Annotated in this window: 27 protein-coding genes and 1 tRNA gene; 13 read left to right on the top strand and 15 right to left on the bottom strand. The window is 64.7% G+C overall.

Translation table 11 applies throughout. The features are described from left to right. The first annotated feature begins 9 nt into the window (after nt 1–9). Nucleotides 10–879 (top strand): ATP-binding protein, encoded by an 870-nt coding sequence (locus WT16_RS14760; RefSeq protein ID WP_015601211.1) that lies wholly within the window; start codon nt 10–12, stop codon nt 877–879. Next, a complete protein-coding gene (locus WT16_RS14755) occupies nt 876–1,325 on the top strand; it encodes an NUDIX domain-containing protein (RefSeq protein ID WP_015601053.1) in 450 nt (149 codons plus the stop codon). The genes WT16_RS14760 and WT16_RS14755 overlap by 4 nt, the downstream gene beginning before the upstream one ends. A 63-nt stretch (nt 1,326–1,388) precedes the next feature. Here WT16_RS14755 and WT16_RS14750 read toward each other — a convergent pair whose 3' ends face one another. The 7 genes from WT16_RS14750 to WT16_RS14720 form a co-directional block, all read right to left on the bottom strand. Then, nucleotides 1,389–1,589, bottom strand: a complete 201-nt coding sequence (locus WT16_RS14750) for a DNA gyrase inhibitor YacG (RefSeq protein ID WP_063533596.1) — start codon at nt 1,587–1,589, stop codon at nt 1,389–1,391. A 32-nt stretch (nt 1,590–1,621) separates the two neighbouring features. Further along, nucleotides 1,622–2,377, bottom strand: a complete 756-nt coding sequence (zapD, locus tag WT16_RS14745) for a cell division protein ZapD (protein ID WP_006025164.1) — start codon at nt 2,375–2,377, stop codon at nt 1,622–1,624. A 148-nt stretch (nt 2,378–2,525) separates the two neighbouring features. Next, nucleotides 2,526–3,137, bottom strand: coding sequence for a dephospho-CoA kinase (coaE, locus tag WT16_RS14740; RefSeq protein WP_063533595.1), 612 nt, complete (start codon nt 3,135–3,137; stop codon nt 2,526–2,528). A 3-nt stretch (nt 3,138–3,140) separates the two neighbouring features. Then, nucleotides 3,141–4,055, bottom strand: a complete 915-nt coding sequence (locus tag WT16_RS14735) for an A24 family peptidase (protein WP_006025166.1) — start codon at nt 4,053–4,055, stop codon at nt 3,141–3,143. A 44-nt stretch (nt 4,056–4,099) separates the two neighbouring features. Further along, complete coding sequence (locus WT16_RS14730; protein WP_015601624.1) at nt 4,100–5,317, bottom strand: type II secretion system F family protein; 1,218 nt, start codon at nt 5,315–5,317, stop codon at nt 4,100–4,102. Next, nucleotides 5,314–6,552, bottom strand: a complete 1,239-nt coding sequence (locus WT16_RS14725; RefSeq protein WP_063533594.1) for an ATPase, T2SS/T4P/T4SS family — start codon at nt 6,550–6,552, stop codon at nt 5,314–5,316. Before WT16_RS14725 ends, WT16_RS14730 begins: the two co-directional genes overlap by 4 nt. Before the next feature lie 135 nt (nt 6,553–6,687). Beyond that, complete coding sequence (locus WT16_RS14720) at nt 6,688–7,941, bottom strand: HlyC/CorC family transporter (RefSeq protein WP_269447544.1); 1,254 nt, start codon at nt 7,939–7,941, stop codon at nt 6,688–6,690. Between the two features lie 577 nt (nt 7,942–8,518). Here WT16_RS14720 and WT16_RS31305 point away from each other — a divergent pair. The 4 genes from WT16_RS31305 (at nt 8,519) to WT16_RS14715 (ending at nt 11,089) form a co-directional block, all read left to right on the top strand. Next, entirely contained in the window at nt 8,519–8,767 is a 249-nt protein-coding gene (locus tag WT16_RS31305; RefSeq protein WP_059516085.1) for a hypothetical protein, read from the top strand. Further along, complete coding sequence (locus tag WT16_RS33700) at nt 8,760–8,963, top strand: hypothetical protein (protein WP_125910425.1); 204 nt, start codon at nt 8,760–8,762, stop codon at nt 8,961–8,963. The genes WT16_RS31305 and WT16_RS33700 overlap by 8 nt, the downstream gene beginning before the upstream one ends. 444 nt (nt 8,964–9,407) lie before the next feature. Continuing rightward, the gene (locus WT16_RS33695) at nt 9,408–10,247 is read left to right on the top strand and encodes a hypothetical protein (protein ID WP_143284113.1); all 840 of its coding nucleotides are present in this window, start codon (nt 9,408–9,410) and stop codon (nt 10,245–10,247) included. 254 nt (nt 10,248–10,501) lie between these two features. Next, complete coding sequence (locus WT16_RS14715; protein ID WP_038774583.1) at nt 10,502–11,089, top strand: recombinase family protein; 588 nt, start codon at nt 10,502–10,504, stop codon at nt 11,087–11,089. Between the two features lie 10 nt (nt 11,090–11,099). Here the strand turns inward: WT16_RS14715 and WT16_RS14710 are convergent, their stop codons facing one another. From WT16_RS14710 to WT16_RS14690, 4 genes are all read right to left on the bottom strand, one after another. After that, a complete protein-coding gene (locus tag WT16_RS14710; RefSeq protein ID WP_038774581.1) occupies nt 11,100–11,489 on the bottom strand; it encodes a hypothetical protein in 390 nt (129 codons plus the stop codon). Between the two features lie 865 nt (nt 11,490–12,354). Next, the gene (locus tag WT16_RS34440; RefSeq protein WP_161788936.1) at nt 12,355–13,881 is read right to left on the bottom strand and encodes a site-specific integrase; all 1,527 of its coding nucleotides are present in this window, start codon (nt 13,879–13,881) and stop codon (nt 12,355–12,357) included. Between the two features lie 94 nt (nt 13,882–13,975). After that, nucleotides 13,976–14,052, bottom strand: a tRNA-Pro gene (locus tag WT16_RS14695). A gap of 41 nt (nt 14,053–14,093) precedes the next feature. Further along, on the bottom strand, nt 14,094–15,086 hold the full coding sequence (locus tag WT16_RS14690; RefSeq protein ID WP_063533593.1) for a polyprenyl synthetase family protein: 993 nt from the start codon (nt 15,084–15,086) through the stop codon (nt 14,094–14,096). 221 nt (nt 15,087–15,307) lie between these two features. Between WT16_RS14690 and rplU the strand changes: the two genes are divergently transcribed. From rplU to proB, 4 genes are all read left to right on the top strand, one after another. Further along, nucleotides 15,308–15,619, top strand: a complete 312-nt coding sequence (gene rplU / locus WT16_RS14680; protein WP_006025184.1) for a 50S ribosomal protein L21 — start codon at nt 15,308–15,310, stop codon at nt 15,617–15,619. Nucleotides 15,620–15,647: 28 nt separating this feature from the next. Continuing rightward, nucleotides 15,648–15,911, top strand: a complete 264-nt coding sequence (rpmA, locus tag WT16_RS14675; protein ID WP_006025185.1) for a 50S ribosomal protein L27 — start codon at nt 15,648–15,650, stop codon at nt 15,909–15,911. Nucleotides 15,912–16,092: 181 nt separating this feature from the next. After that, nucleotides 16,093–17,211 (top strand): Obg family GTPase CgtA, encoded by a 1,119-nt coding sequence (gene cgtA, locus WT16_RS14670; protein WP_006025186.1) that lies wholly within the window; start codon nt 16,093–16,095, stop codon nt 17,209–17,211. 84 nt (nt 17,212–17,295) lie between these two features. After that, nucleotides 17,296–18,414, top strand: a complete 1,119-nt coding sequence (gene proB, locus WT16_RS14665; RefSeq protein ID WP_006025187.1) for a glutamate 5-kinase — start codon at nt 17,296–17,298, stop codon at nt 18,412–18,414. 128 nt (nt 18,415–18,542) lie between these two features. On the opposite strand, the gene WT16_RS14660 is transcribed toward proB, so the two are convergent. Further along, the gene (locus WT16_RS14660; protein WP_015601058.1) at nt 18,543–19,100 is read right to left on the bottom strand and encodes a CNP1-like family protein; all 558 of its coding nucleotides are present in this window, start codon (nt 19,098–19,100) and stop codon (nt 18,543–18,545) included. Nucleotides 19,101–19,185: 85 nt separating this feature from the next. Then, complete coding sequence (locus WT16_RS14655; RefSeq protein ID WP_015600224.1) at nt 19,186–19,836, bottom strand: RNA pyrophosphohydrolase; 651 nt, start codon at nt 19,834–19,836, stop codon at nt 19,186–19,188. A gap of 218 nt (nt 19,837–20,054) precedes the next feature. Between WT16_RS14655 and WT16_RS14650 the strand changes: the two genes are divergently transcribed. Both WT16_RS14650 and WT16_RS14645 read left to right on the top strand, forming a co-directional pair. After that, nucleotides 20,055–21,791, top strand: coding sequence for a proline--tRNA ligase (locus tag WT16_RS14650; protein ID WP_015600904.1), 1,737 nt, complete (start codon nt 20,055–20,057; stop codon nt 21,789–21,791). A gap of 31 nt (nt 21,792–21,822) precedes the next feature. Beyond that, complete coding sequence (locus tag WT16_RS14645) at nt 21,823–22,425, top strand: MarC family protein (RefSeq protein WP_006025191.1); 603 nt, start codon at nt 21,823–21,825, stop codon at nt 22,423–22,425. A gap of 154 nt (nt 22,426–22,579) precedes the next feature. On the opposite strand, the gene WT16_RS14640 is transcribed toward WT16_RS14645, so the two are convergent. Both WT16_RS14640 and ffh read right to left on the bottom strand, forming a co-directional pair. Further along, nucleotides 22,580–23,131 (bottom strand): hypoxanthine-guanine phosphoribosyltransferase, encoded by a 552-nt coding sequence (locus WT16_RS14640; RefSeq protein WP_006025192.1) that lies wholly within the window; start codon nt 23,129–23,131, stop codon nt 22,580–22,582. Between the two features lie 97 nt (nt 23,132–23,228). Continuing rightward, on the bottom strand, nt 23,229–24,596 hold the full coding sequence (gene ffh, locus WT16_RS14635; RefSeq protein ID WP_015601835.1) for a signal recognition particle protein: 1,368 nt from the start codon (nt 24,594–24,596) through the stop codon (nt 23,229–23,231). An 87-nt stretch (nt 24,597–24,683) separates the two neighbouring features. Between ffh and ccsA the strand changes: the two genes are divergently transcribed. Further along, nucleotides 24,684–25,583 carry a cytochrome c biogenesis protein CcsA gene (ccsA, locus tag WT16_RS14630; protein WP_006025194.1) on the top strand — a complete coding sequence of 300 codons (900 nt, stop codon included), beginning with the start codon at nt 24,684–24,686 and terminating at the stop codon, nt 25,581–25,583. Nucleotides 25,584–25,590: the final 7 nt, after the last annotated feature.

The following is a 25,590-nucleotide window of genomic DNA, read 5'->3' as shown; positions in this document are numbered from 1 at the left end:
CGCGACATCATGGATCCACTCGAGCAGTTCCTCACCCGCGCCGAAGCGTTGCTTGGGCGCCTCGAAGCGATTCTCCCGCCGGCTGCGGCGGCGGTCGACTGGGCTGCCGCGTCCGCGTTCCGCTGGCGCAAGCGCCAGGGGCGCGGCTATCTGCAGCCCGTCGCCGCGCGTTCGACGATCCAGCTCGACGATTTGCAGAACATCGATCGCCAGAAAGCGCTGATCGAGCAGAACACGCGCCAGTTCGTGAACGGCAAGCCCGCGAACAACGTGCTGCTGACGGGCGCGCGCGGCACCGGCAAGTCGTCGCTGATCAAGGCGTGCCTGAACGCGTACGCGGCCGACGGCCTGCGGCTCATCGAAGTCGACAAGGACGATCTGCACGACCTGGGCGACATCGTCGAGCTGATCTCGGCGCGCCCCGAGCGTTTCATCGTGTTCTGCGACGATCTGTCGTTCGAAGAAGGCGAATCGGGTTACAAGGCGCTGAAGGTCGCGCTCGACGGGTCGGTCGCCGCGCAGTCCGACAACGTGCTGATCTACGCGACGTCGAACCGCCGCCATCTGCTGCCCGAGTACATGAGCGACAACGAGACGTACAAGCATCTGCCGGACGGCGAGATCCACCCGGGCGAGGTCGTCGAGGAGAAGATCTCGCTGTCGGAGCGCTTCGGCCTCTGGGTCAGCTTCTATCCGTTCAAGCAGGACGACTATCTGGCGATCGTCGGCCACTGGCTCAGGCATTTCGGCTGCGACGACGCCGAAGTCGACGCGGCGCGCGGCGACGCGCTCGTCTGGGCGCTCGAGCGCGGCTCGCGCTCCGGCCGGGTCGCATGGCAGTTCGCGCGCGATCGCGCGGGCCGCAAGGAGAACGTATGAGTATCGAAGTCACGAACGCGGCGGCGCCCGCCGGCGCGGGCCGCAAGGTGACCGAGGTGGCGGTCGGCGTGCTGGTGCAGCCGGACGGCCGCTACCTGCTCGCGCAGCGGCTGCCCGGCAAGCCTTACGAGGGATACTGGGAATTCCCGGGCGGCAAGCTCGAGGCGGGCGAGAGCGTCGAGGAGGCGCTTGCCCGGGAACTGCACGAGGAACTGGGCATCTTCGTGACCGAATGCCATCGCTGGCATACGCTCGAGCACGATTATCCGCACGCGTACGTTCGTCTGTACTTCTGCAAGGTGACGGGCTGGACGGGCGAGCCGCACAGCCGCGAAGGGCAGGCGTTCGTCTGGCGGCATCTGCCCGTCGACGTCGCGCCGCTGCTGCCCGCCGCGCTGCCGGTGCTCGATTTGCTCGCGCGCGAGCAAGGCGCCGCGCCGCAATAAACGTGCGCGGAGCCTTCGCTCCCCGGCCGCATTCGGCCGGGGAGCCCACCGCGACGGGCGGGGTCAGCCGCGGTCGCCGCCTTCCCGATTGCCGGCGTCGTCGGACGGTGCTTCGTCGTCGGTTCCGCCGATCCGGTATTTCTCGGCCGCCCAAGCACCGAGATCGAGCTGTTTGCAGCGGGCGGAGCAGAATGGGCGAAAACGGTTTTCGGGCGTCCAGCGCACTTCCTTGCCGCAGGACGGGCATTTCACGACAGTAGCCATACGGAGATCATCGATGCGGCGCAAGGCCGCCGTTACAGATTGCAGAGCGTGAGCTGGAACGGCACGTCGATGTCGACCGCGCGCGGCCGCACGTCGCCGTCCTGCGCGGTGAAGCGCACCCACAGCATATATTTGTTCGCACTCGCTTCGGGAATCACGCGCAGCTCGTGCGGCACGCGCACCTGCATCAACTGGTACGTGCGCCCGGACAGCATCTGCTGATAGCTGCCCTGCATCGCCATCACCTTCGATGCTTGCCCGGATTCGCGCGCGAGGCGCAGCACGATCATCGCCGCGTCGCGCAGCGGCAGGAGCGGCATCGCCCACTTCGCGATGTCCTGGCGGCGCTGCCCGGCAGGCCACTGCTGCCACGCGTAGTACGACGGGAGATCGAATTTGCAGGTGCCGCCGGGAATGACCGCGCGGCTACGGATGCTCGCGAGCCACTCGTTGTCGATCAGATGCTGGCCGGTCTTGCCCTGCATTTGCGCGAGGTTCGCGAGCGTCTGCTCGATTTCGCCGAGCACTGCTTCGAGCGCGTTCTGCTCGATGCCGGGATTGCCGCGAAACGGCGCGAGCGTCTGGCGCTGGCGTTCGAGTTCCTTCATCAGATCCGATTTCAGATCTGCGCGGCCCGCGACTTCGGCGATTTCGAACAGCGTCGTCAGCGCGACATGATGCTCTCTCGCGTCCTCTTGAGCCACGAAGAACGTAAAGCGTTCGAACAAATCTTCGAGACGCAACAGCGTGCGGATTCGCTCGTTGAACGGATACTCGTAAAGAATCAAGCGCGCTCGCCTCTTGCGTTGGGGGTGACCAAAATTGCAGGGACATTCTAATGCCCACCGTCTACCCTAGCAATCGCGCCATTTTTCAGGGGGCGCGACACGCTGCGCGGTTTCGTGCGCCGGACGCAACATGCGTGCCGCAAGCGCGTCAATTTTGCGCGGCGGCCGCATATCCGAGATAGCGTTGGTGCAGTGCGGCGACTTCGGCCGCGAGCTTGCCGACGGACGCATGGTCGTTGACGATCACGTCGTCCGCGGCGGCGAGACGCGCGTCGCGCGACGCCTGTCGCGCGACGATCGCTTCCACCTGCTCGCGGGCGAAGCCGTTGCGGGACATCACGCGCGCGATTTGCGTCTCGACGTCGCAATCGACGACGAGCACTCGGTCGACTCGCGTCTTCCACGTTCCCGACTCGACCAGCAACGGCACGACAAAGACGACGTACGCGCCTTGCGCCGCGCCCGCCTCGCGCTCGGTTTCTTCGCGGATCAGCGGATGCGTGATCGCTTCGAGCCGCTTGCGCGCGGATTCGTCGCTGAAGATCAGCGCGCGCATCTTCTCGCGATCGAGCGAACCGTCGGCCGCGACGAATTCCGCGCCGAATTCGCGCGTGATGAACGGCATCGCGAGGCCCTGCGGCGCGGTGATGCGGTGCGCGATCAGATCGGCATCGACGATCGTCACGCCGAGCTCGCCGAACAGATTGGCAACGGTCGTCTTGCCGCTGCCGATTCCACCCGTCAATCCCACCGAGAACATGGTTCAGCCTCCGAGCAGCAGGTAGAACGGCGTGCCGAAAAAGAGGGTCGCGGCGCCTCCCGCCGCAAGGAACGGGCCGAACGGCAGCGGCTCCTCGAAGCGCATGCGGCCACGCCAGGTTGCGACGAGACCGACTGCGGCGCCGGCGACCGCGGCGATCAGCACGACTTGCGGCAAGGCTTCCCAGCCGAGCCATGCGCCGAGCGCGGCGAGGAGCTTCAGGTCGCCATAGCCGATACCTTCGATGCCGCGCAGCAATTTGAAGAGCCACAGAATGCACCAGAGAAACAGATAGCCAGCGATTGCGCCGACCACCGCGGCGCGAAGGCTCGCAAACGTGTCCCACAGATTGACGCACAGTCCCGCCCACAGGAGCGGCAGCGTCAGCGAATCGGGGAGGAAGCCGGTTTGCATGTCGATCGCGCTCATCGCAAGGAGTGCCGCGCACAGGCCGAACGCGGCGAGCGCGGCGCCGCTCGGCCCGAAGAGCGCGAGCGCGCCGGCGGCGAGCGCGCCGCTCGCGAGCTCGATGAGCGGATAGCGCGCGCCGATCGGCGCATGGCAGCGCCGGCAGCGGCCGCGCAACGCGATATAGCTGAGGACCGGCACGTTCTCCCACGCGCTCAGCACATGGCCGCAATGCGGGCACGCGCTGCGCGGCACGCAGAGGTCGTAGCGCGCCGGCAAGCCGTCGTCGACGGACGGCTCGCCCGTCGCTTCGGCGATTTCGGCGAGCCACGCGCGCTTCATCATGATCGGCAGCCGATGGACGACGACGTTGATGAAGCTGCCGACGACGAGACCGAGCACGATTGCGAACGCAAGCTGCATGCCCGTGGGGAGCGCCGCGAACGCGGCGAGCGGCCCGGCTGCTGCCGCGTGTTCGGGAGGGCCGGTAAAGAACGGATTGGGCGTCATCGAGGCGGTTGGCATCGCGAATGGAGTCGGATTCGGCTGCGATGCTACACCACGTTGCCGAGCTGGACGATCGGCAAGTACATCGCGACGACGAGTGCGCCGATCAGCGCGCCCAGCACGACGATCACGACGGGTTCGCACAGGTTCGCAAGCACGCCGATTTGTTCGTCGATGCGGCGGTCGCAGAGCGTCGCGACGTCGATGAGCATCGTGTCCAGCGTGCCTGATTCCTCGGCGACGGCGATTGGCTGGACGAGGTCGTCGGGAAAGCAGCCTTCGGCGCGCATCGCGCGGGCGAGCCGTTCGCCGTGCTGCAGACGTGCGGCGATGCCGGCCGTCGCGAGATCGAAACGTGGGTTGCCGGTCGCGTTCGACAGTGCGGCGAACGCGTCGGTGAGCGGCGTGCCGGCGGCGAGCAGCGTGCCGAGCGCGCGGCTCCATCGGGCGGCGGCGAGCGTCTGCGCAAGCGGTCCGACGAGCGGCGCGCGCAGCAGCGCCTGCGCAAGCGCAACGCGTGCAGTTGCGGAACGGCGCGCCGCGTGGCGAACGGCAACGCCGGCGAGCAGCGTGGCCGCGGCGGCAGGCGCGCTCCAGCGCGTCACGCTGGCCGACAGCGCCAGAATGAAACGGGTCGGCGCAGGCAGCGTGGCGCCGAAACCCGCGAAGATCTGTTCGAACGTCGGCACGACCCAGATCAGCAACGCCGCGGTGATCGCGAGCGCGAACAGCAGCACGGCGACCGGGTAAGCGAGCGCTCCTCTGACGCGTGCATATTGCGCGGCTGCGCGCTCGCGATCGTCTGCGAGCCGTGCGAGCACGGCGGCGAGCGCTCCCGCAGTCTCGCCGACCGCGACCAGTTGGCAGAAAAACGAGTCGAACTGGCGCGGATAGCGGCGCAGTGCGGCGGAGAACTGCTGTCCTGCGACGATCTCGCGCGCGAGGCCCGCCGCAATGCGAGGCATTTCGCTTCGCCGCGTCGCTTGCGCGAGCAACTCGAGCGACGGCGCGAGCGCGAGCCCCGCGTGCAAGAGCCCCGCGAGCTGCCGTGCGAAACGCGTGACCTCGCTCGCCCGCGCGGTGGGCTGCGGCGCTGTGCCGCGCGCTTCGAGGTGCAGCACAGTGATGCCCGTGCGCTTGAGCGCCGCGCGCGCGGCGGACGGATTGACGGCGACCAGCATGCCGCGGCGTCGCGCGCCGTCGATCGTCACGCCCGCCCAACGGTACCGGGCTTCGGTCGGCATGGCCGGGCTACGCGTGTTCATGTCGCCTCCGTTGCGCCGAGCGCTTCGCTCCAGCTCGTCGTGCCGTCGCGAACGCGGGCGAGCGCCGCATCGCGCAGGCTCGTCATGCCTTCGGCGCGCGCTTGTTGCGCGAGTTCGGCACTGCTTGCGCGCGCGACGATCAGATTGCGCAACTCGACGGACAGCGGCATCACCTGATGGATGCCGATGCGCCCCCGATAACCGATTCCATGACACGCGGCGCATCCTTTCGCGGTATACGGGCGCCAGCCGGCGTCGATCGGCGCGGCGTCGAATCCCGCGGCGCGCAGTACAGCGGGCGATGCGTCCGACGGCGCGCGGCAAGCGGGACACAGGCGCCGCACGAGACGCTGCGCCGTCACGAGCCGCAGTGCGGCGGCGAGGTTGTACGGTGCGACGCCGATGTCGAGCAGGCGAGCCACCGCAGCGGGCGCGTCGTTCGTGTGCAGCGTCGACAGCACGAGGTGCCCCGTCTGCGCGGCCTTCAGCGCGACGTCGGCGGTCTGCGCATCGCGTATCTCGCCGACCATGATGACGTCGGGGTCCTGGCGCAGGAACGCGCGCAGCGCGACCGCGAAGGTCAGGCCCGCCTTCTCGCGCACGCCGACCTGATTGATCCCGTCGAGCTCGATCTCGGCCGGATCCTCGACCGTGCAGACGTTGCGCGACACGTCGTTCAGCATCTGCAGGAAGCAATACAGCGACAGCGTTTTGCCGCTGCCCGTCGGTCCCGTGACAAGGACGAGGCCGTGCGGCGCGCCGATCGCCGCTTCGACGCCGCGCGCCTGAGCCGCGTCGAAGCCGAGCGCGGCGAGCGACAGATCGGCGGGCAGCGTCTCCAGACGCCGCAGCACGAGCTTCTCGCCATGCAGCGTCGGCAGCGAGCTGACGCGGTAATCGCCCGCGCGCCCCGGCGCGAGCGCGAGCCGCAGCCGGCCGTCCTGCGGCACGCGGCGTTCGGCGATGTCCATCCGCGCGAGCACCTTGATTCGCGTCACGCATGCGTCGCGCAAATGAGCCGGCGGCCGCGCGAATTCGTGCAGCACGCCGTCGATCCGCAGGCGCACGCGCCAGCCGGATTCGCGGGGCTCGACATGGATGTCGGACGCGTCGCGCTCGTGCGCCGCGCGCAGCATGTCGGCGACGATGCCGACCGCGGGCGCGTCGTCGGCGAGCTCGGGATTGCGTGGCCGGGGTGGCGCGATCGCCGCGGCGCCGGAGGCCGCCTGCCGCATGGAAGGAAAAGAAGGGTTGGAGGGCGTTGCGGACATCGGAACCGGCCTCGCGGCCGCCTGCTCGACACGATGAAACGATCATCGCGCGTCGAGCGGGCGGCCGACAGTCGGCCGATCGGCCAACCGCGCCGCGCGTCACGCGCCGGGCGCACGCCCTCCGCGCGGCGTGCGCGGCTTGAACAGCTTGACCGTGCGCACACCCTGATCTTCGGTGCGCATCACTTCGATCATCACGTCGCCGATCTTCAGGCAGACATCGTCCTCGGGAATTTCCTCGAGCTCTTCGAGGATCAGGCCATTGAGCGTCTTGGGCCCGTTGGTCGGCAGGCCGAGGTGCAGCCAGCGGTTCAATTCGCGCAGCGGCATGCTGGCCGCGACGATGCATTCGCCGTTCGCGTCCCAGCCGCTTTTCGAGTTTTCGCTGCGCGGCATGGTCGTCGTGAATTCGCCGATCAGCTCCTCGATGATGTCTTCCGGCGTGACGAGCCCCTGCAGCTCGCCGTATTCGTTGACGACGAGCGCCGTGCGGTGTCGGCTTTCCTGGAAGTATTGCAACTGCTGGAACACCGGCGTGCCGGACGGCACGTAGTACGGCTCCGCGAGCAGCGCGCGCAGCGTCTCGCGATCGAAATCCTGGTTGTGGAGCGCGGCGAGCGTCTTGCGCACGTGCAGCACGCCGAGCACGCGGTCGATGTCGCCCTCGTAGACGACGAGCCGATTGTGATAGCAGGTCTCGAGCTGGTGCAGCACGTCGTCGAGCGGTGCAAGGATGTTGAGCGCCTCGATCTGGCGGCGCGGAATCATCACGTCGTCGACGGTGATGTTCTCGAGATCGAACAGGTTGAGCAGGATGCTGCGGTGCTTGGTCGGCATGAAGCTGCCCGATTCGAGCACGAGCGAGCGCAGCTCCTCGGTCGACAGCCGCTGGTCGCGGCCGGCCTTCGTGTTGATCCGCAACGCGGCGAGGATCGATCCCGCGAGCGTGTTGACGAACCACACGACGGGCATCATCACGCGCATCAGCGGCGCGATCACGACGCTCGCCGGCAACGCGATCCGCTCCGGGAACGTCGCGCCGACGATCTTCGGTGTGATCTCCGCGAACACGATGATGAGGAAGGCGACGATGCCGGTCGCGATCGACAGCACGAAGTTGTCGTGGCCGAACGTGCGCAGCGCGATCGACGTCGTCAGCACCGGGATGATCGTGTTGAACAGGTTGTTGCCGATCAGGATCACGCTCAGCAATTGATCGGTCCGCGCGAGGAGGCGCTGGGTCGTTTTTGCGCCGAGCGCGCCGCGGCCCGCGAGATGTTTGAGCCGATGGCGGTTGAGCGCCATCATCGCGGTTTCAGAAATGGAGAAGAAGCTGGAGCAGAGGAGAAGCAGAAAGACGGCGCTGATTTGCGCCCATAAGGGAATTTGGTCCACGCGTCGCAGAGTCGGTGAATGACAGGAATGAAAAAGACTATAGCAGAGGGGCGCGGCCGGTTCGTGTACGGCGCCGCATTGCCCGTGCGGCGGGGCGGCACCGTCGCCGCGCAAAAAAAACCGCGCATTGCGTGCGCGGTTTTTTACAAATCTGGTCGGGGTGAGAGGATTCGAACCTAGTTCACCCAATCAAATCAATAGGTTACAATTGAGCACGTAGCCGCTGGAACGTTAGAGTGTAGCAGATTTCCGCTCAATTTGACCATACCCCAAAATTTGGCTACTGTTGAGGCCGTCACGGAGACACCGTGGCCGGGTTTGGCGACCCGATTATTAGGAGGCGGACGAGCCGCCGCATGTGCGGCTTTTTCGTCTGCATGCCTTTGCGCGCCTATGCGATCAATGGGTGGGCCTTGGCAGGGAGACCTTCGGGTCTGCCGGTTGCCTCCTATGCCGGTTCGCCAACCCTGCCTTGTGCCCGCCCGCCCATTTGGCGATGGGAGAGCGGGTCTTACGTTTTCATAGGAGGCCCGACATGCATCAAACCCCCGCTTGTTCAGAACTCTCGGAACCTACCCTGGTCGATATCGCGCTCGTCGGTGTCGATAACCTGTCTGCTTTATCGAGGTTGCTTTCAGCCAAGGACGGCGTAGCGTTATTTTCCGGTTTGGATTTGGACGAGCAAAAAGCGATCTTCGACCTTTACGGCGTTACGCTCACCGCAGTTCGCAGCGCGCTTCATGAACACAGAGCGGAGAATTGCCCGGAGGCGCTGCATGGCTGAAAAATTTAGGCGAACGTGGCAACCCGCGCCGCAGTCTCGCATTACTCGTATCTTGAATCAGGTGGCGGTATTGACTGATTTTATGCATGGCGACGGGAGCGAAGCATTTGCAATGTTGAGCGACAAGACGAAAGACGAATTGCGCACATTGTTTAGCGTGCTCAATACGGATTTGCGGCATGCCATAAATCCATGACAGCACTTCGCCGCCATCGGCCAGACCGGTTGTCGGTGGCGGGATAATCTGATTTGCCAGTATATGGGCTACGCGCATACTCGCGTGCGCGCGCACAACGGCCCGGGTTTTCGCGAATCGGCGGGTTTTTTGCAGATAGGGATATTTCGCCGTTGAACTGTCGGTGTCACGGGGCAAAGGCCGCGCAATTTAAACATCCCCCCAGCAAAATAGGGGCCTTTCGGGGATACCTCTGTTGCGCGCGCAGAGCCCTTCGAAAAGGCTGCTGGGGGGCAAGTGCCGATTAATGGATGCGTACTCGTGGGCGATGATCGGCATATACGGGTCGAAATTGCTTGTGCACGCAACGAGGTTGATGAATGGATGAATGCAAGATAGTTGGCGATAGAAAAAGCGCGGGTCATATCGAGCATCGCGGGTTGATGGGCCGGGGCGAGTAAGTAGATGCGATCGGTAGGCAAAAGGTTGCGGGCTGAAAAGTGGCTGCAATGGCATCGGGAGGACTGGGGCGGCGCGGCGATACCGACCGAGCCGCCAGCAACGGTTGTAATGGGCGCTGCGAATCGGCTGGCAAAGAGCGCGGTACAGCAGTGGTTACGGAACCCGCACGATGGGCTATGGGGCTGCATGATCGCGATAGACAGCCTACAGCAGCAATGGTCCGTACAGAAGCGCATGGCAGATAAGGCGTCGTGGCGGAAACACTTTGCCGGGAAGATGCCGCCCGAGAAAGCCGAATGGCCGAAGGGTGCGAACGCACGGAATCACACATATTGGAAATGGATGGAATGGCGGGCGAATGAGCATAAATGGTTGGCTGAAATGGCCGTACAGGACGCCATGCGCCAGCAAGCCGACCGAACCAAAAGAGCCGCCGAAGCCGCTGACACCCACCCGTGGGCGCGCCGCGAGGATATTCGGGCTGCATGGCGCGTGCAGGAATACCGCTGGAGAGAGGCGACGGTATGGCGGAGCATCGTGTATGCGTGTTGGCGGGACACGCGACCCGGCATAGCGGCATGGCCGGTTTGGATGCAGCCACAGACGGGCGGGAAGAAAGGCAAGCCGCGCGCATTGCCAAGGGTCGACGAGCCGCGCGACAACAGTCATCCACAAGGGCGTAACCAGAGGTTGCGGCAGGTCTTCGAGGGATTGCCGACACGCCCCGATCAAATGACGGCGATACAGGTTATGACGCTGGCAACAGGGAGCGCACCGGATTGGATGGTACCCCGGCAAGTGGACCCGCCGAAGCGCCCCGGACGGCCGCGAAAACCGACGTAAAAAGTCTGCGGAAAGTTGGGCGAATACGAACCGCCGTAATCTACGGAAAGCGCCGCCCCACGTCGAAAATAATTCGCCGTGAGTCGTATTGCGTGCTCATTCGGAACGCCGGGCGGAAACAGTGTCCGAATCGGATCAATAGGGTATACCTGACTGAGCCAAACGTGAGTCATTGAAAATATGGCTCAATAGGATTGACCGTGTGTGAGCCAGTAGCTACCATTGAGCTATCAATTTAATTGAGCTAGCGAGCCATGCGGAAACTCTACTACGGGCGCATTTCCACCACGGACGGACAATCAGCAGTCAGCCAGTACGCCGACGCGAAAGCGCACGGGGTCAAGGAAAAAGACGTGTTCGTTGACGAAGGCGTGAGCGGGTATCACGTCGCGCCGGATCAACGCCAGCAATGGCAACGCGTAGAACACGACTTGCGGCACGGCGGCGTGCTGATTGTCCGCTGGCTCGACCGGATCAGCCGCCGATACGACGAATTGCACCGCACGATGCGCCGCTTGATGGATATGGGCGTTCGCGTCGAATGCACGTTGAACGGCATGGTATTCGATGGCGGCGCGACGGACCCGATTGAGAAAGCCACGCGAGACGCTGTACTGGCATTCATGGCCGCGCAGGGCGAAGCAGACTACAAGAACCGGGTGGAGATGCAGCGGCGAGGCGTAGCGATTGCCAAGGCCGAAGGGAAGTACACCGGACGCCAGCGCGCCGCCGACTACGCCGAGATTAAGGGCTGGCGGGCCGAGAACGGCGCAACCATCTCGGCAACGGCGGAGCGCTTCGGCGTGAGTACGGCTACGGTCAAGCGGGCCTGTGCGGCGTGAGGGCACGCATTTATAGCGGCGTCTCTTGCAGGGTGTCGCACAACACGACAGCCTCGGCACCGGCGGATTGCTCCATCACGAACAGCAGACACTTTCCTGATGCAATGTCAGCGTGAACCGCCTGAATTTTCTCGGCACTAGCTTGCGCCCGGTAGTCGTGCTGGCTGCTCGCCCAATTTACGTAGGTTGCAACCTCATCCAACGTGAATTGGTATTTCGGGGAAACCAGAAGCCGCGCCACAACGTTTTGACGGGTGAAGTCGTTAATGCGCACCGCCCGGACGCCGGATAGCAGCAATTTCGACATTTTTCCGTCTGCACACTCGAAGCTCAACGAAAGGGCGGAAGCGGAACGCGAATACTCGCAACCGATGAATTCGGCGTCGTGGTAATTTTTCATAGCGGCAGTCGGTTGTTAGTTAGCTCTCAGGGCAGCGGAGAGAAGCTCACGCCGGGACCACGAACCGGGAATCCCCCGCCCACGTCATCCCAATTGTGCGCATGAGGTATCCCCTGCCCGTGGTCGTGATCGAAATCAAAGTCTACGGCGGGTAGGCCGTTATTTCCGAATAAACGCATTTGCCCCGAGCCGGGATTCGTATACCACGACCCCGCCGGCCCCGTGTTAGGCGTGCCCGCCAAAATAAAACTCCCGTCGTCTGGCACATCGGCAGCAAGTTCGAACGGAGCGGCCTCACCAAGAAGCGACGACGCACCTCCGATATCATTACTGGCCAAGCTACTACCAGCACCAGCGACAACGCTTTCCAGATAGCTTATCAGTTCGTCCGCCGTCACATTGCTGGGCGTCGCCCAACTCGGGAGCGGCTTGTCTACTGGCAACGCGGTCACCCCCGGCACGCTGGCGAGCCTGTTAGCCCGTGGAAATGGCGGGGTTGAGGGCGAACCTCCGGCAGAACCACCACGGGCCACGGGTTGATCGATGGACACCGATACCCGCCCGTCCTCTATGGCGGACCTAAGCGCAGCGACTGGATCGCTATGGAATGCACCAATCCCCAGTTCCCGAAGGTATCCCGCTGCACCTGTCGTCAGCCCCGAATACTTCGGCCAGTGCAGCATCAATGCCGAGACGGCGCTACGTTGACCGACCGATGGGCGCATTCCGGTTGAGTTTCCCGCACTGGTTAGCGTAGCGCGCTTCCCAGAACCCATGTCGATAGTCACTGAAGCCATTCGGCGCGCTCCGCAGAAAGCGGACGGCAGTGTGCCTGCCGCCCATCAATTACCGTCTGACGAATTTATCAGAGTGTTTGCGGGTCGGCTACCGGAAGGCTTGGCGGCGGCGCGGGGAGGGTTAGGCCGGGGACACGGATACGGCCCATAGCCTCTACGAGCGGGCGGAGCGGGTAAAATTCAGCGCCATACCCACCCGACGCATCGCCATCGTTGTGTCCTTGCAATGCGTCCGCAACCTCTTTCGGCACGCCGGAGTCGCGGCACATGTCCTTGAAGCCGTGACGGAACGAATGGTAGACCATACGCGAATCGGTGATCTTGCAGACCCCGCGCAGGTATTTACCGAACCACTTTGACCATTGCGCGGACTCCTCCCCGTGCTTGTTGGCGACGAGTGCTGAGAAAATGCGAGGCTTTCCGCGCTGGGCGTGCACATACTCTACGAACCCGCGCGCAAGTAGTTCCGGGTGGATGGGAATGCGTCGCACGCTGCCCGCGTTTTTGACGGTCTGGCCATCCCCGGCATCCGTGATGCGCAGCACGGCGGAAGATTTCACGCTGCTGTTTGAGGTGTGGTAACTCTCGGTGTAAATGTCGTCGGGGCGCAATTGGGCCAGTTCCTCTAGCCGTGCGCCTGTGAACAAGCCAAGTAGCGGCAACCAATACGCTGCCTCTCCCGCGCCGCCAACCGGGCGCAAATTCCGTGTGTAGACGGGACTGGAAAAGATCGCGGTGAGGGCGGGTACATCGAACGAGATGCGGGTTTTGCCTCTCACAGTGCCTTTGACCTGAACACGGACGCGATGGGCGGCGTTCTCCGAGACCAGCAGATTATCTTTTGCGTAGTTCAGCAGCGTCCCGAGCAGTTCTAGTTGCTTGTTTGTGTTGACAGGTGTTTGACCGGTTTCGAGAAGCTTGTCCTTAAAGGCGATGACATGTGCGCGTGTGATCCCCGCGACCGGGACGCGCCCCACATGTGAGTAGAACCGCTCTACGATCAATTCCGCCTTGCGTACCGTTCGAGACTCGGGCTTGCGCTCCCCGGCCCATTTCTCAACGAGCGCGGCAAGATGACCCGATGACGCGCCGCCGCGTGTTTCTGAGGATGCTATCTGCGGAGGTACGGAGGCTGTCAGCGCGGAAGGTGTACCGGACGCGCGGGCGATCAAGACCCCGTGTGCGAATGTGCGGGCGTGCTTGAGGCGCTGCTTGTGGTAGGCGTCGTCGGCATCTTTGGGCCACAGCACGGCCACTTGCTCGCCGTCGCAGTCGCAGATGACGTAAGAGCCGGGGCGGCGCGGGTCAACTTTTGCGGTGCGGCCAGTCGGTACACTCTCGGACGTAACGGGATCAAGAATGAGTTCCCGCAGTTCGACGGTTTGCGGCACATCTCCGGTCGGCTGTCGAAGCGCGGCAAATTCTTGATCGAGCCGGTAACTTTCCTCCCGGACGCGCTCGCGCGCTTTGGCGGGTTCGGACGTGCCAAGAGCTTTGACTATCTCTTTGCGGCCGCGATAGTGCGAGATTAGATCAAGTGGAATTTTGCGGCGGATGTAATACCGGGTGCCGCGCTTGAGGAGATGATTTGTCATAGCTTACGGAACAGTAGGTGTATGTTACACCGGCTGCTACCGCTCCGTAAGCCATTGATCTTGCTGATTTTTCCAACCAATCAACAAGTTAGATTGGTCGGGGTGAGAGGATTCGAACCTCCGGCCTCTACGTCCCGAACGTAGCGCTCTACCAGGCTAAGCTACACCCCGATTTGTACTCGATTCGTACTGATTCGTCGCTTCGGTCTAGATCAAGACTGACGCGACGTCGAGTAAAAACATAATTCTAGCAGGCTCTCTTTGAAAACGGAAGCGGGAAATGAAGAAATTGCCGCGGCCGCCGCCTGAGCCTCCTGGCGAGCGCATTCGAGCGTATGGTCGAGGGCGCCCGAACGCGTGATCGCGTCGAAGATCGTGTCGAAGCGGTCGGTGCCGCCGTGCTCGATCGCTTCGCGCGCGAGCGTCGACTGCTCGGGCGTGCCGCGTTCGATCAGATAGATGAGCGGCAGCGTCGGCTTGCCTTCGCGCAGATCGTCGCCGGCGTTCTTGCCCATCGATTCGGCGGTGCCCGCATAGTCGAGCCAGTCGTCCATGATCTGGAACGCGGTGCCGATCCGGCGGCCGTACTCGGCGGCGGCGGCTTCCGTCGGCGCGTCGGCGCCCGCGAGCACCGCGCCGAGCCGCGCGGCGGCCTCGAACAGCTTCGCGGTCTTGTAGCGGATCACCTGCATGTAGCGGGCTTCGTCGACATCGGCGTCGTGCATGTTCAGCAACTGCAGCACTTCGCCTTCGGAGATGATCGTCGTCGCCTCGGACAGAATCTCCATCACGCGCATCTTGCCGACGCCCACCATCATCTCGAACGAGCGCGAATAGAGGTAGTCGCCGACGAGCACGCTCGCCGCGTTGCCGAACAGCGCGTTCGCGGTCTTGCGGCCGCGCCGCAGCTCGGATTCGTCGACGACGTCGTCGTGCAGCAGCGTCGCCGTGTGGATGAATTCGACGACGGCCGCGAGCACGTGCTTCTGGTTCGTGTTTTCGCCGAGCGCGCCCGCGACGAGCAGAAGAAGCGCCGGCCGCAGCCGTTTGCCGCCCGCGCCGATGATGTACTCGGCGATCTGGTTGATCAGCAGCACGTCGGACGCGAGGCTTTGCCGAATGACGCGATTCACCTGCTCCATGTCGCTTGCGATCGGGGCGAGCAAGTGGGCGGCGCTGAGGGAGGGGGTGGCAGTCGACGACATGATGATGGAAATGGGTAGTGCCGCGGATTATAAGGCGAATCGCCGTCGAGCCGGGCCGTCGTGCGACCTCATCGCGCGTTTTTCGGCCGTTCGGCCGATGTCCGCGCCACGGTCGGACATAACAGGCGCGGATGAGCTTTGACTGAGGCGCTAACTCTATGTATAATCACGCGTTTTCCGCGCACGGTGCACGGAAAAATGGATCCAGAGTGAGGTTTTCAATGTACGCGGTCATAAAAACCGGCGGCAAGCAGTACAAGGTTGCTGTTGGCGAAAAACTGAAAGTAGAACAGATACCGGCAGACATTGACGCAGAAATCACGCTCGACCAGGTTCTCGCAGTGGGCGAAGGCGAATCGATCAAGTTCGGTACGCCGCTGGTCAGTGGGGCTTCCGTCAAGGCTACCGTCGTATCTCACGGTCGTCATGCCAAGGTCACCATCTTCAAGATGCGTCGCCGGAAGCACTACCAAAAGCACGGCGGCCACCGCCAGAACTACACCGAGCTGCGCATCGACGCGATCAACGCGTAAGCGCCTCCCTCGGTAAAGGAGCAATCAGATGGCACACAAAAAAGCAGGCGGCTCGTCCCGGAACGGCCGCGACTCCGAGTCGAAGCGCCTCGGCGTCAAGGTGTATGGCGGTCAGGCGATCAACGCGGGCGGCATCATCGTGCGTCAACGCGGCACGCGCATGCACGCGGGCGAAAACGTCGGCATGGGCAAGGACCACACGCTCTTCGCGCTGGTCGACGGCCATGTGAAGTTCACGACGAAGGGCGCCGACAAGAAGCACACGGTCGTCGTCGTTCCGGCCGCTGCCTGAGCTCAGGCGCGACGGGCTTCGTAGCCAAAAAAGGCCCCGCGGTAGCAGCGGGGCCTTTTTTATTTTGCGCGCGTCCTGCGCGCAAGCATTCGGCGCGCATCGGCCGTTCGGCCGATTGGTCAAGCGCGGCGTCGCGCGGCACAATAGCAGGAATGGCAGCACATACTGGACGGAGTGACGGATGAAGTTCATTGACGAAGCGCGAATCGAGGTCATCGCCGGGGACGGGGGCGATGGCAGCGCGTCGATGCGCCGCGAGAAATTCGTTCCGTTCGGCGGACCGGACGGCGGAGACGGCGGCCGCGGCGGCAGCGTGTACGTGATCGCGGATCGCAACATCAATACGCTGATCGACTACCGGTACGCGAAGAAGCACATGGCGCGCAACGGCGAGAACGGCCGCGGCTCGGATTGCTACGGCAAGGGCGGCGACGACATCACGCTGCGCATGCCGGTCGGCACCGTCATCAACGACATGGATACGGGCGAGCTGATCGCCGATCTGACCGAGCACGACCAGAAGGTGCTCGTCGCGAAGGGCGGCGCGGGCGGCCTCGGCAACCTGCATTTCAAGTCGAGCACGAACCGCGCGCCGCGCCAGAAGACGGACGGCAAGCCGGGCGAGCGGCGCATGCTGAAGCTCGAACTGAAGGTGCTTGCGGACGTCGGCCTTCTCGGGATGCCGAACGCGGGCAAGTCGACGTTCATTTCGTCGGTGTCGAACGCGAAGCCGAAGATCGCCGATTATCCGTTCACGACGCTCGCGCCGAATCTCGGCGTGGTGCGCGTCGGGCCGGGCAAGAGCTTCGTGATCGCCGACATTCCGGGCCTGATCGAAGGCGCGGCGGAAGGCGCGGGTCTCGGCCACCAGTTCCTGCGGCATCTGCAGCGCACGGGGCTGCTGCTGCATCTCGTCGATCTCGCGCCGTTCGATGAGAGCGTCGATCCCGTTGCGGAGGCGAAGGCGATCGTCGGCGAGTTGCGCAAGTACGACGAATCGTTGTACGAGAAGCCGCGCTGGCTCGTGCTGAACAAGCTCGACATGGTGCCGGAGGACGGGCGCGGCGCGCGCGTCGCCGATTTCATCGAGCGCTTCGGCTGGACGGGCCCCGTGTTCGAGATTTCGGCGCTGACGGGGCAGGGCTGCGAAGGCCTTGTCTACGCGATCTACGACTATCTCGTCGCGCATTCGGAAGCGCATCGCGCCGAGCTCGCGGAGGATCTGGCGTCGGACGTGCGCTTTCGCGACGCGCCGCCCGCAGTTGGCGAGCCGCACGAGCGCGAAGCCGACGCGCCCTGAGCGCCTCGTCCGTCGCAAACGGCGCCGAGCGATTTGCCCGGCGCACGGGATTCAATCGCGCATCACTCAAGGAGACAGCGCACGATGCGTTCGATCATCGCCGATTCGAAGCGCTTGGTAGTGAAAGTCGGCTCGAGCCTCGTGACCAACGACGGCCGCGGGCTCGATCATGACGCTATCGGCCGATGGGCCGCCCAGATCGCCGCGCTGCGCAGCGCGAGCAAGGAAGTGGTGCTCGTCAGCTCGGGCGCGATCGCGGAAGGGATGCAGCGCCTCGGCTGGAGCAAACGGCCGCGCGAGATCGACGAACTGCAAGCTGCCGCGGCCGTCGGGCAAATGGGTCTCGCGCAGGTGTACGAAAGCCGTTTCGCCGAGCACGGGATTCGCACCGCGCAGATTCTCCTCACGCACGCGGATCTTGCCGACCGCGAACGCTACCTGAATGCGCGCTCGACGCTCCTCACGCTGCTGCGGCTCGGCGTCGTGCCGATCATCAACGAGAACGACACCGTCGTCACCGACGAAATCAAGTTCGGCGACAACGATACGCTCGGCGCGCTCGTCGCGAACCTGATCGAGGGCGACGCGCTCATCATCCTGACCGACCAGCAGGGGTTGTTCACGGCCGACCCGCGCAAGGACCCAGGCGCGACGCTCGTCGCCGAGGCGAGCGCCGGCGCGCCGGAGCTCGAAGCGATGGCGGGCGGCGCGGGCTCGAGCATCGGCCGCGGCGGCATGCTGACGAAGATTCTCGCGGCGAAGCGCGCCGCGCACAGCGGCGCGAACACGGTGATCGCGAGCGGCCGCGAGCGCGACGTGCTCGTGCGGCTCGCGTCGGGCGAGGCGATTGGCACGCAACTGATCGCGCGCACTGCGCGCATGGCGGCGCGCAAGCAGTGGATGGCAGACCACCTGCAGGTGCGTGGCCACGTCGTCATCGATGCGGGTGCGGTCGACAAGCTGACGGCGGGCGGCAAGAGCCTGTTGCCGATCGGCGTCGTCGCCGTGCAGGGCGTGTTCGCGCGCGGCGAAGTGATTGCGTGCGTCGACGATACCGGCCGCGAAGTCGCGCGCGGGATCACCAATTACAGCAGTGCCGAAGCGAAGCTGATCCAGCGCAAGCCGAGCGGCGAGATCGAAGCGGTGCTCGGCTACCTTCTCGAGCCCGAGTTGATCCATCGAGACAATCTCGTGCTCGTCTGACGGCGGCGTGTCGCGTTGCGTGTCGCTCGAAGCGGAAGCAAATGGCAAAAGCCCGCGCGTTGTGACGTATTCGCCTCCGGTCGCCGGCAGGCTGCGTCTGAGCGACGGGCGCAGCCTGCCGCACCCGATCAGCGGATCTGATTGAGCTGCGTGCGGTTGTAGCGGATGTTCTCGATGATCGTCGGACGCTTGGCCGCCGGCATCTTGTTCGCGCAGAAGAAGTCCTGATAGAGCGCGGCGTGGTACGCATTCAGCTCGCCGTTCTCGATCCGCTGCCAGTCGGTCTCGATCGTGCGGTCCCAGCCGTCGTGGTCGGCGTTCAGGCCCGCGTACTGGCGCCATTCGTAGGTGTCGCAGCGAATGCCTTCGTAATTGACGTTGCGCGCGCCCGCCGGACTCGTCACGACGACGACGTAGCGAACGACGCCATCGGTGCCGACGTCGAGCGACTTCGAATCGACGAAGAACTTGAGCGGCGTGTTCTGCGACACGTTGAACGGCAGCAGATCGCTCGTTTGCGGCAGTGGCGGCAGCTTCTCGACCTTGTTTTCAGTCCATTGCGGCTGACGGTCGAGCAAGTAGACGAACTCGCTATCGTCCTTGTTGGACGGGGTGTTCGAATGGGCGCAGCCGGCCAGCGCGGCGGCCGCGGCAATCGACGCGGCGGCAAGAGCAATCGCTTTCAATATGGGTGCCTCGTAAAAAAGGCGCGGCATCCTTCAATGCCGCGCCTGGTCATGCGTTTTCATTCCCGTCGAACGAGCCTGCGCGTCAGTCGCGCAGAATCAGGCGGGGAGGGATTTCGTCGAGCGCGCTCGCGCCCGGCTCGACTTCCGAACAGACTGCCGACGTGTCGATCGCTGCCGGTGTCTCCGTGGCCGCGTGCCCGTTCGCGACGCGCGGATAGCGCGGCGCGCGCGGACCGCGCGACTTGTCGGAACGCTGCGCCGGGCGGCGCAGGAAACGCGACAGTTCGGTCAACGCCAACTGATACACATCCCGCTTGAACTCGATCACGGCGTCGAGCGGTACCCAGTATTCGTTCCAGCGCCACGCGTCGAACTCCGGATGATCCGTCGCCCGCAGGCAGATATCGCAATCGCGGCCGACCATTCGCAGCAGGAACCAGATCTGCTTCTGGCCGCGATAATGGCCGCGCACTTCGCGCTTGATGAACTTGTCTGGCACCTCATAACGCAACCAGTCGCGAGTGCGGCCGATGATCTTGACGTGTTCCGGCAGCAGCCCGGTTTCCTCGTGCAGTTCCCTGTACATCGCCTGCATCGGGGTCTCGCCATACTTGATGCCCCCTTGCGGAAACTGCCAGGAATGCTCGCGGAGCCGCTTGCCCCAAAACACCTCGTTGTGCGCGTTCAAGAGGATGATGCCGACGTTCGGGCGAAAGCCTTCACGATCCAGCATACAACCACCTTCGAATCCTTTAAAATTGCTTTGATTATAAACAGATAACGGGCGTTGCGCACCGGAACGGAGCGAATCCGGGCGGGGCGCGTCAACTACACTGTCCCCGATTTGTCTGGTATGTCATCTGCGCCGCATACCGCGGGGCGCAGCCGTTAATTCACCTTTAGACTTTTTTCGGGCGGCCCGCGTTGGCCGCCGCTAATGGAACCGTTCGCATGAGAGCCTCCCGTTTCTTTATCGGCACCCTGAAGGAAGCCCCCGCCGACGCCGAGATCGTCAGCCACAAGCTGATGGTGCGAGCCGGCATGATCCGCCGCGTCGCCGGCGGCATCTATAACTATTTGCCGGTCGGCTTGCGCTCGATCCGCAAGGTCGAGGCGATCGTGCGCGAGGAGATGAACCGGGCCGGCGCGATCGAGCTGCTGATGCCCGCCGTGCAGCCCGCCGAGCTGTGGCAGGAGTCGGGGCGCTGGGAGCAGTACGGTCCCGAACTGCTGCGCTTCAAGGATCGCAAGCAGAACGAATTCGTGATCGGGCCGACGCACGAGGAAGTCGTCACCGACATCGCGCGCAACCAGATCAAGAGCTACCGGCAGATGCCGGTGAACTTCTATCAGATCCAGACGAAATTCCGCGACGAGATCCGTCCGCGCTTCGGCGTGATGCGCGGCCGCGAATTCATCATGAAGGACGCATACTCGTTCGACAAGGATCACGAAAGCCTCAAGGAGTCGTACAAGAAGATGTACGACGCGTACGTGCGGATCTTCTCGCGGATCGGCCTCGAGTTCCGTCCGGTCGCGGCCGACAACGGCTCGATCGGCGGCAGCGGCTCGCACGAGTTTCACGTGATCGCCGATACCGGCGAGGACGCGATCGCCTATTGTCCGACGTCCGACTTCGCGGCGAACGTCGAGGCGGCCGAGGCGCTGCCGCTGCTCGCGAGCCGGGCGGCGCCCGCCGAGGCGATGCAGAAGGTCGCGACGCCCGGCAAGGCGAAGTGCGAGGCGGTGGCCGAGCTGATGGGCATCCCGCTCGAGCGCACGATCAAGTCGATCGTGCTCGCCACCGACAACGAAGGCGCCGAGCCGACGGTCTGGTTGCTGATGCTGCGCGGCGACCACGATCTGAACGAGATCAAGACGGCGAAGCTGCCGGGCCTGGCCGGCTATCGCTTCGCGACCGAGGCGGAGATCGTCGAGTGGTTCGGCACGCCGCCCGGCTATCTCGGCCCGATCGGCACGAAGAAGCCGGTGCGCGTGGTCGCCGATCGCACGGTCGCGAACATGAGCGATTTCGTCGTCGGCGCGAACGAGGTCGACTACCACATCGCCGGCGTGAACTGGGGCCGCGATCTGCCGGAGCCCGTGATCGCCGACGTCCGCAACGTGAAGGCGGGCGACCCGTCGCCGGACGGCAAGGGCGTGCTCGACATCTGCCGCGGCATCGAAGTCGGCCACGTGTTCCAGCTCGGCACCAAGTACTCGGACGCGATGGGCGCGACGTTCATCGACGAATCGGGCAAGACGCAGCCGATGGTGATGGGCTGCTACGGGATCGGCATCACGCGGATTCTCGGCGCGGCCATCGAGCAGAACTTCGACGACAAGGGCATTGTCTGGCCCGAAGCGATCGCGCCGTTCGAAGTCGTGCTGTGCCCGATGGGCTACGACCGCAGCGATGCGGTGCGCGAAGCGGCCGACACGCTCTACGCGGATCTCGTCGCGGCGGGCGTCGACGTGATCCTCGACGATCGCGGCGAGCGTCCGGGCGTGATGTTCGCGGATTGGGAACTGATCGGCGTGCCGCACCGCCTCGTGATCGGCGAGCGCGGCCTGAAGGACGGCAAGATCGAGTATCAGGGCCGCCGCGACGCCGAAGCGACGCTGCTGCCCGCCGATTCGGCCGCGACGGCGGTTGCCGAAAAGGTCCGCGCGGCGCTCGCTCGCTGATCGCCGGCCGTCGACGAAGCGGAGGAGCGCGGTGGAGTCGAATTTCCTGTCGGCGACGGTGCTCCTCGTTCTCATCACCGATCCGCTCGGCAACATCCCGCTCGTCATCGCGGCGCTGCGGGACGTGCCGCGCGAGCGTCGCGTGAAGGTGATCCTGCGCGAAGTCGCGATCGCGTTCGTGATCCTGCTGTTCTTCATGGTCGTCGGCGACCGCTTTCTGCGGATGATGAGCCTGACCGACCTGTCGATGCGGATCGGCGGCGGGATCGTGCTGTTTCTGATCGCGCTCAGGATGATCTTTCCGCATCCGGACGGCGCGCTCGGCAACGATCCGCGCGCGGGCGGCGAGCCGTTCATCGTGCCGCTCGCGATTCCGGCGCTTGCCGGACCGTCGGCGCTCGCGACGGTGATGCTGCTCACGTCGCAGGCACCCGGCAAGATGCTCGAATGGGCCGGCGCGCTGACCGTGACGATGCTCGTCTGTGCGTTTACGCTCGTGCTTGCCGAACGGATTCAGCAATGGCTCGGCGAGCGCACCGTGATCGCGTTCGAGCGGCTGATGGGGCTCGTGCTCGTCGCGATTGCCGTCGAGATGATGATGGCGGGCATCCGCGCGTTCGTTCGCCAGTTATGACGAACCGGCGGGGCAACCGGTCGAGGCCGCGCGCCGCGGCCAGGCGCCCAATCAAATCAGGTGCCGCCCAATAAGGAAAAGCGGCTCGCGCACGATGCGCGAGCCGCTTTTTTTGTCTCCGGCGCGAGGCAGCCGGGGCCGCCGCATGGGTCCGTCAGACGTCCGCCGTCAGCGCACGGATCGTCGGCAGGTTGCGCCAGTAGCCCTTCGCATCCATCCCGCAGCCGAACACGTAGCGGTCGGGCACCGCGAACCCGCAGAAGTCAGGGTGCAGCGGCTTCGCCTTCGCGAGCGTCTTCTCGCACAGCACGGCGGACAGGAAGCGCTTCGCCCCCATCTCGAGGATGCGGTCGCGAATCGCAGCCATCGTTTCGCCTTCGTCGAGGATGTCGTCGAGCACGAGCACGATGCGGTCCTTCACCGATTCGCGCGGCGCGACGCGCCAGTGCATCTCGGGGCTGCCCTTCGTCGTGTTGCGGTAGCGCGTCAGGTGGATGTAGTCGAATTCGAGCGGGAAATCGAGGTGCGGCAGCAGCATGCCGGTGAACACCGCCGCACCGCCCATCACCGACAGCACGAGCGGAAACTCCTCGCCGATCTGGCCGCGGATCTCCTCGGCCATCCGGCCGATCGACGCGTTGACTTCGCCAGCGGAGACGATCTCTTCGGAGTGTTGGAAAATGTGGAGGGCTTCTTCTCGATTCATGAGGTCTGGCGAGCGGTCTCGTCTGGGATACCAATAAGAATGAAACAATGCGACGCCACGCGCTACAGCATATACCCGCGCGCGGCGCCGCGGCGAATCAGCGCAGGCCGGGCATCATGCCCTTTATGCCGCGCATCATCTTCTGCAGGTTGCCGCCCTTGAGCTTCTTCATCATCGTGCGCATCTGGTCGTACTGATTGAGCATCCGGTTGACCTCCTGCACCGGCACGCCCGCGCCCGCCGCGATCCGGCGCTTGCGCGTCGCCTTGATGATCTCGGGCTTCGCGCGCTCGGCGGGCGTCATCGAATTGATGATGCCTTCCATCCGGCGGATCTGCTTTTCGGCCTGGCCCATGTCGGCGCCCGCGGCGGCCTGCTGGAACTGCGCGGGCAGCTTGTCCATCAGCGACGACAGCCCGCCCATGTTCTTCATCTGCGAGATCTGCGCGCGGAAATCGTTCAGGTCGAAGTCACCGCCTTTCTTCACCTTGTTGGCGAGCTTCTCCGCGGCCTTGATGTCGACGCCGCGCTGCGCTTCCTCGACGAGCGCGAGGATGTCGCCCATCCCGAGGATCCGGTTTGCCATTCGGTCCGGGTGGAAGACTTCGAGGCCGTCGAGCTTCTCGGCGACGCCGACGAACTTGATCGGCTTGCCCGTCACGTGGCGCACCGACAGCGCAGCGCCGCCGCGCGAGTCGCCGTCGAGCTTCGTGAGCACGACGCCCGTGAGCGGCAGCGCGTCGTTGAACGCCTTCGCGGTGTTGACGGCATCCTGGCCGAGCATCGCGTCGACGACGAACAGCGTCTCGACCGGCTCGAGCGCCGCGTGCAGCGCGGCGATCTCCTGCATCATCGCTTCGTCGATGCCGAGGCGGCCCGCGGTGTCGACGAGCAGCACGTCGTGATAATGGCGCCTGGCCCAGTCGACGGCCGCGTTCGCGATGTCGACGGGCTTCTGGTCGGGCGTCGACGGGAAGAAGTCGGCGCCGACCTGCTCGCTCACCGTCTTCAACTGCGCGATCGCGGCGGGGCGATAGACGTCGCACGACACCGTGAGCACCTTCTTCTTGTACTTCTCGCGCAGGAGCTTCGCGAGCTTGCCGACGGTGGTCGTCTTGCCGGCGCCCTGGAGGCCAGCCATCAGGATGATCGCGGGCGGCGTCACGGCGAGGTTCAGCTCGGCCGCCTTGCCTTCGTAGTCGCCGCCGATCACAGCGGTCAGTTCCTTCTGAACCACGCCGACGAGCGCCTGGCCGGGCGACAGGCTGCCGACCACGTCCTCGCCGAGCGCCTTTTCCCTGACCTTCGCGATGAAGTCGCGGACGACGGGCAGCGCGACGTCGGCCTCGAGGAGCGCGAGCCGCACTTCGCGGAGCATCTCCTGGGTGTTTGCCTCGGTGAGCCGGGCCTCGCCGCGCAGCGTCTTGACGACGCGCGCCATCCGTTGGGTGAGATTGTCGAGCATGGGGAGCGATGGACAGTGAGGCCCGCGGGCGCGAGTGGGACAAAAAGCCGGCCGTCGCGGGTAGGGGGCCTAGTGTAAACTTCGAACATGGATATTGTACTGTATGCCCTCACCGCGCTCCTGTACGGCGGCCTCGCCGCCGCCGGCTGGCGCGCGCGCCGCGCCGGCGCGGCGCGTCCGCTCGTCGCGAGCGTGCCGGCCGTCCCGCCCGCGCGCGAACCTGCTTCGGGCGGGATGGGCGGGCTCGGGCGCGCGCTTCTCGGTGTCGCGCTGCTCGCGCATGGGGTGCTGCTGCACATGACGATCTTCCCGCACGACGCGATGGTGTTCGGCTTCGCATTCGCGCTGTCGGCGATGTTCTGGCTCGGCGCCGGCATCTACTGGATCGAGAGCTTCTTCTTCCCGCTCGACGGGATGCGGCTTCTCGTGCTGCCGCTCGCGGGCGTCGCGTCGCTCCTGCCGCTCGCGTTCGGCGGCGTGCGCGTGCTGCCGTATGCGGCGGCGCCGCTCTTCAAGGTGCACTTCCTGATCGCGAACATCGCGTACGGGCTCTTCGCGATCGCGGCGCTCCACGCGGTGCTGATGCTGATGGTCGAGCGGCGCCTGCACGCGCTGCGGCACGACGGGTTGCGCGAGTCGTCGGGCTGGGTCGCCGGCTGGCTCGACACGCTGCCGCCGCTTCTCACGCTCGAGAAGCTGCTGTTCCGCCTGATCGGCGCGGGCTTCGTGCTGCTCACGCTGACGCTCGCGACGGGCATCCTGTTCAGCGAGCAGATCGACGCGCGCGCGCTCAAGCTCGATCACAAGACCGTGTTCGCGATCCTGTCCTGGCTGATGTTCGGCGGGCTCCTCGTCGCGCGCAAGACGTCCGGCTGGCGCGGCCGCGGCGCGGCGCGCTGGGTGCTCGCGTCGTTCGTCGCGTTGCTGCTCGCGTACGTCGGCAGCCGCTTCGTTCTCGAGGTACTGCTGCACCGTTCCGTGGTCTGAACACCTG

The organism is Burkholderia sp. MSMB1589WGS (assembly GCF_001636105.1).
Taxonomy (GTDB): Bacteria; Pseudomonadota; Gammaproteobacteria; order Burkholderiales; family Burkholderiaceae; genus Burkholderia; species Burkholderia humptydooensis.
The sequence above is the reverse complement of the archived record's forward strand: the minus strand, read 5'-3'. Positions and strand labels throughout refer to the sequence as shown.

Coding starts and splice junctions, on each gene's coding strand:
- WT16_RS33700 (WP_125910425.1), top strand. CDS start 8,760: ATGGCTGAAAAATTTAGGCGAACGTGGCAACCCGCGCCGCAGTCTCGC.
- cgtA (WP_006025186.1), top strand. CDS start 16,093: ATGAAGTTCATTGACGAAGCGCGAATCGAGGTCATCGCCGGGGACGGG.
- WT16_RS14755 (WP_015601053.1), top strand. CDS start 876: ATGAGTATCGAAGTCACGAACGCGGCGGCGCCCGCCGGCGCGGGCCGC.
- proB (WP_006025187.1), top strand. CDS start 17,296: ATGCGTTCGATCATCGCCGATTCGAAGCGCTTGGTAGTGAAAGTCGGC.
- WT16_RS34440 (WP_161788936.1), bottom strand. CDS start 13,881: ATGACAAATCATCTCCTCAAGCGCGGCACCCGGTATTACATCCGCCGC.
- WT16_RS14750 (WP_063533596.1), bottom strand. CDS start 1,589: ATGGCTACTGTCGTGAAATGCCCGTCCTGCGGCAAGGAAGTGCGCTGG.
- WT16_RS14715 (WP_038774583.1), top strand. CDS start 10,502: ATGCGGAAACTCTACTACGGGCGCATTTCCACCACGGACGGACAATCA.
- ccsA (WP_006025194.1), top strand. CDS start 24,684: ATGGATATTGTACTGTATGCCCTCACCGCGCTCCTGTACGGCGGCCTC.
- WT16_RS14655 (WP_015600224.1), bottom strand. CDS start 19,836: ATGCTGGATCGTGAAGGCTTTCGCCCGAACGTCGGCATCATCCTCTTG.
- WT16_RS14760 (WP_015601211.1), top strand. CDS start 10: ATGGATCCACTCGAGCAGTTCCTCACCCGCGCCGAAGCGTTGCTTGGG.
- WT16_RS14650 (WP_015600904.1), top strand. CDS start 20,055: ATGAGAGCCTCCCGTTTCTTTATCGGCACCCTGAAGGAAGCCCCCGCC.
- WT16_RS14640 (WP_006025192.1), bottom strand. CDS start 23,131: ATGAATCGAGAAGAAGCCCTCCACATTTTCCAACACTCCGAAGAGATC.
- coaE (WP_063533595.1), bottom strand. CDS start 3,137: ATGTTCTCGGTGGGATTGACGGGTGGAATCGGCAGCGGCAAGACGACC.
- ffh (WP_015601835.1), bottom strand. CDS start 24,596: ATGCTCGACAATCTCACCCAACGGATGGCGCGCGTCGTCAAGACGCTG.
- WT16_RS31305 (WP_059516085.1), top strand. CDS start 8,519: ATGCATCAAACCCCCGCTTGTTCAGAACTCTCGGAACCTACCCTGGTC.
- WT16_RS14730 (WP_015601624.1), bottom strand. CDS start 5,317: ATGAACACGCGTAGCCCGGCCATGCCGACCGAAGCCCGGTACCGTTGG.
- WT16_RS14710 (WP_038774581.1), bottom strand. CDS start 11,489: ATGAAAAATTACCACGACGCCGAATTCATCGGTTGCGAGTATTCGCGT.
- rplU (WP_006025184.1), top strand. CDS start 15,308: ATGTACGCGGTCATAAAAACCGGCGGCAAGCAGTACAAGGTTGCTGTT.
- WT16_RS33695 (WP_143284113.1), top strand. CDS start 9,408: ATGCGATCGGTAGGCAAAAGGTTGCGGGCTGAAAAGTGGCTGCAATGG.
- WT16_RS14735 (WP_006025166.1), bottom strand. CDS start 4,055: ATGACGCCCAATCCGTTCTTTACCGGCCCTCCCGAACACGCGGCAGCA.
- WT16_RS14725 (WP_063533594.1), bottom strand. CDS start 6,552: ATGCGGCAGGCGGCCTCCGGCGCCGCGGCGATCGCGCCACCCCGGCCA.
- WT16_RS14690 (WP_063533593.1), bottom strand. CDS start 15,086: ATGTCGTCGACTGCCACCCCCTCCCTCAGCGCCGCCCACTTGCTCGCC.
- rpmA (WP_006025185.1), top strand. CDS start 15,648: ATGGCACACAAAAAAGCAGGCGGCTCGTCCCGGAACGGCCGCGACTCC.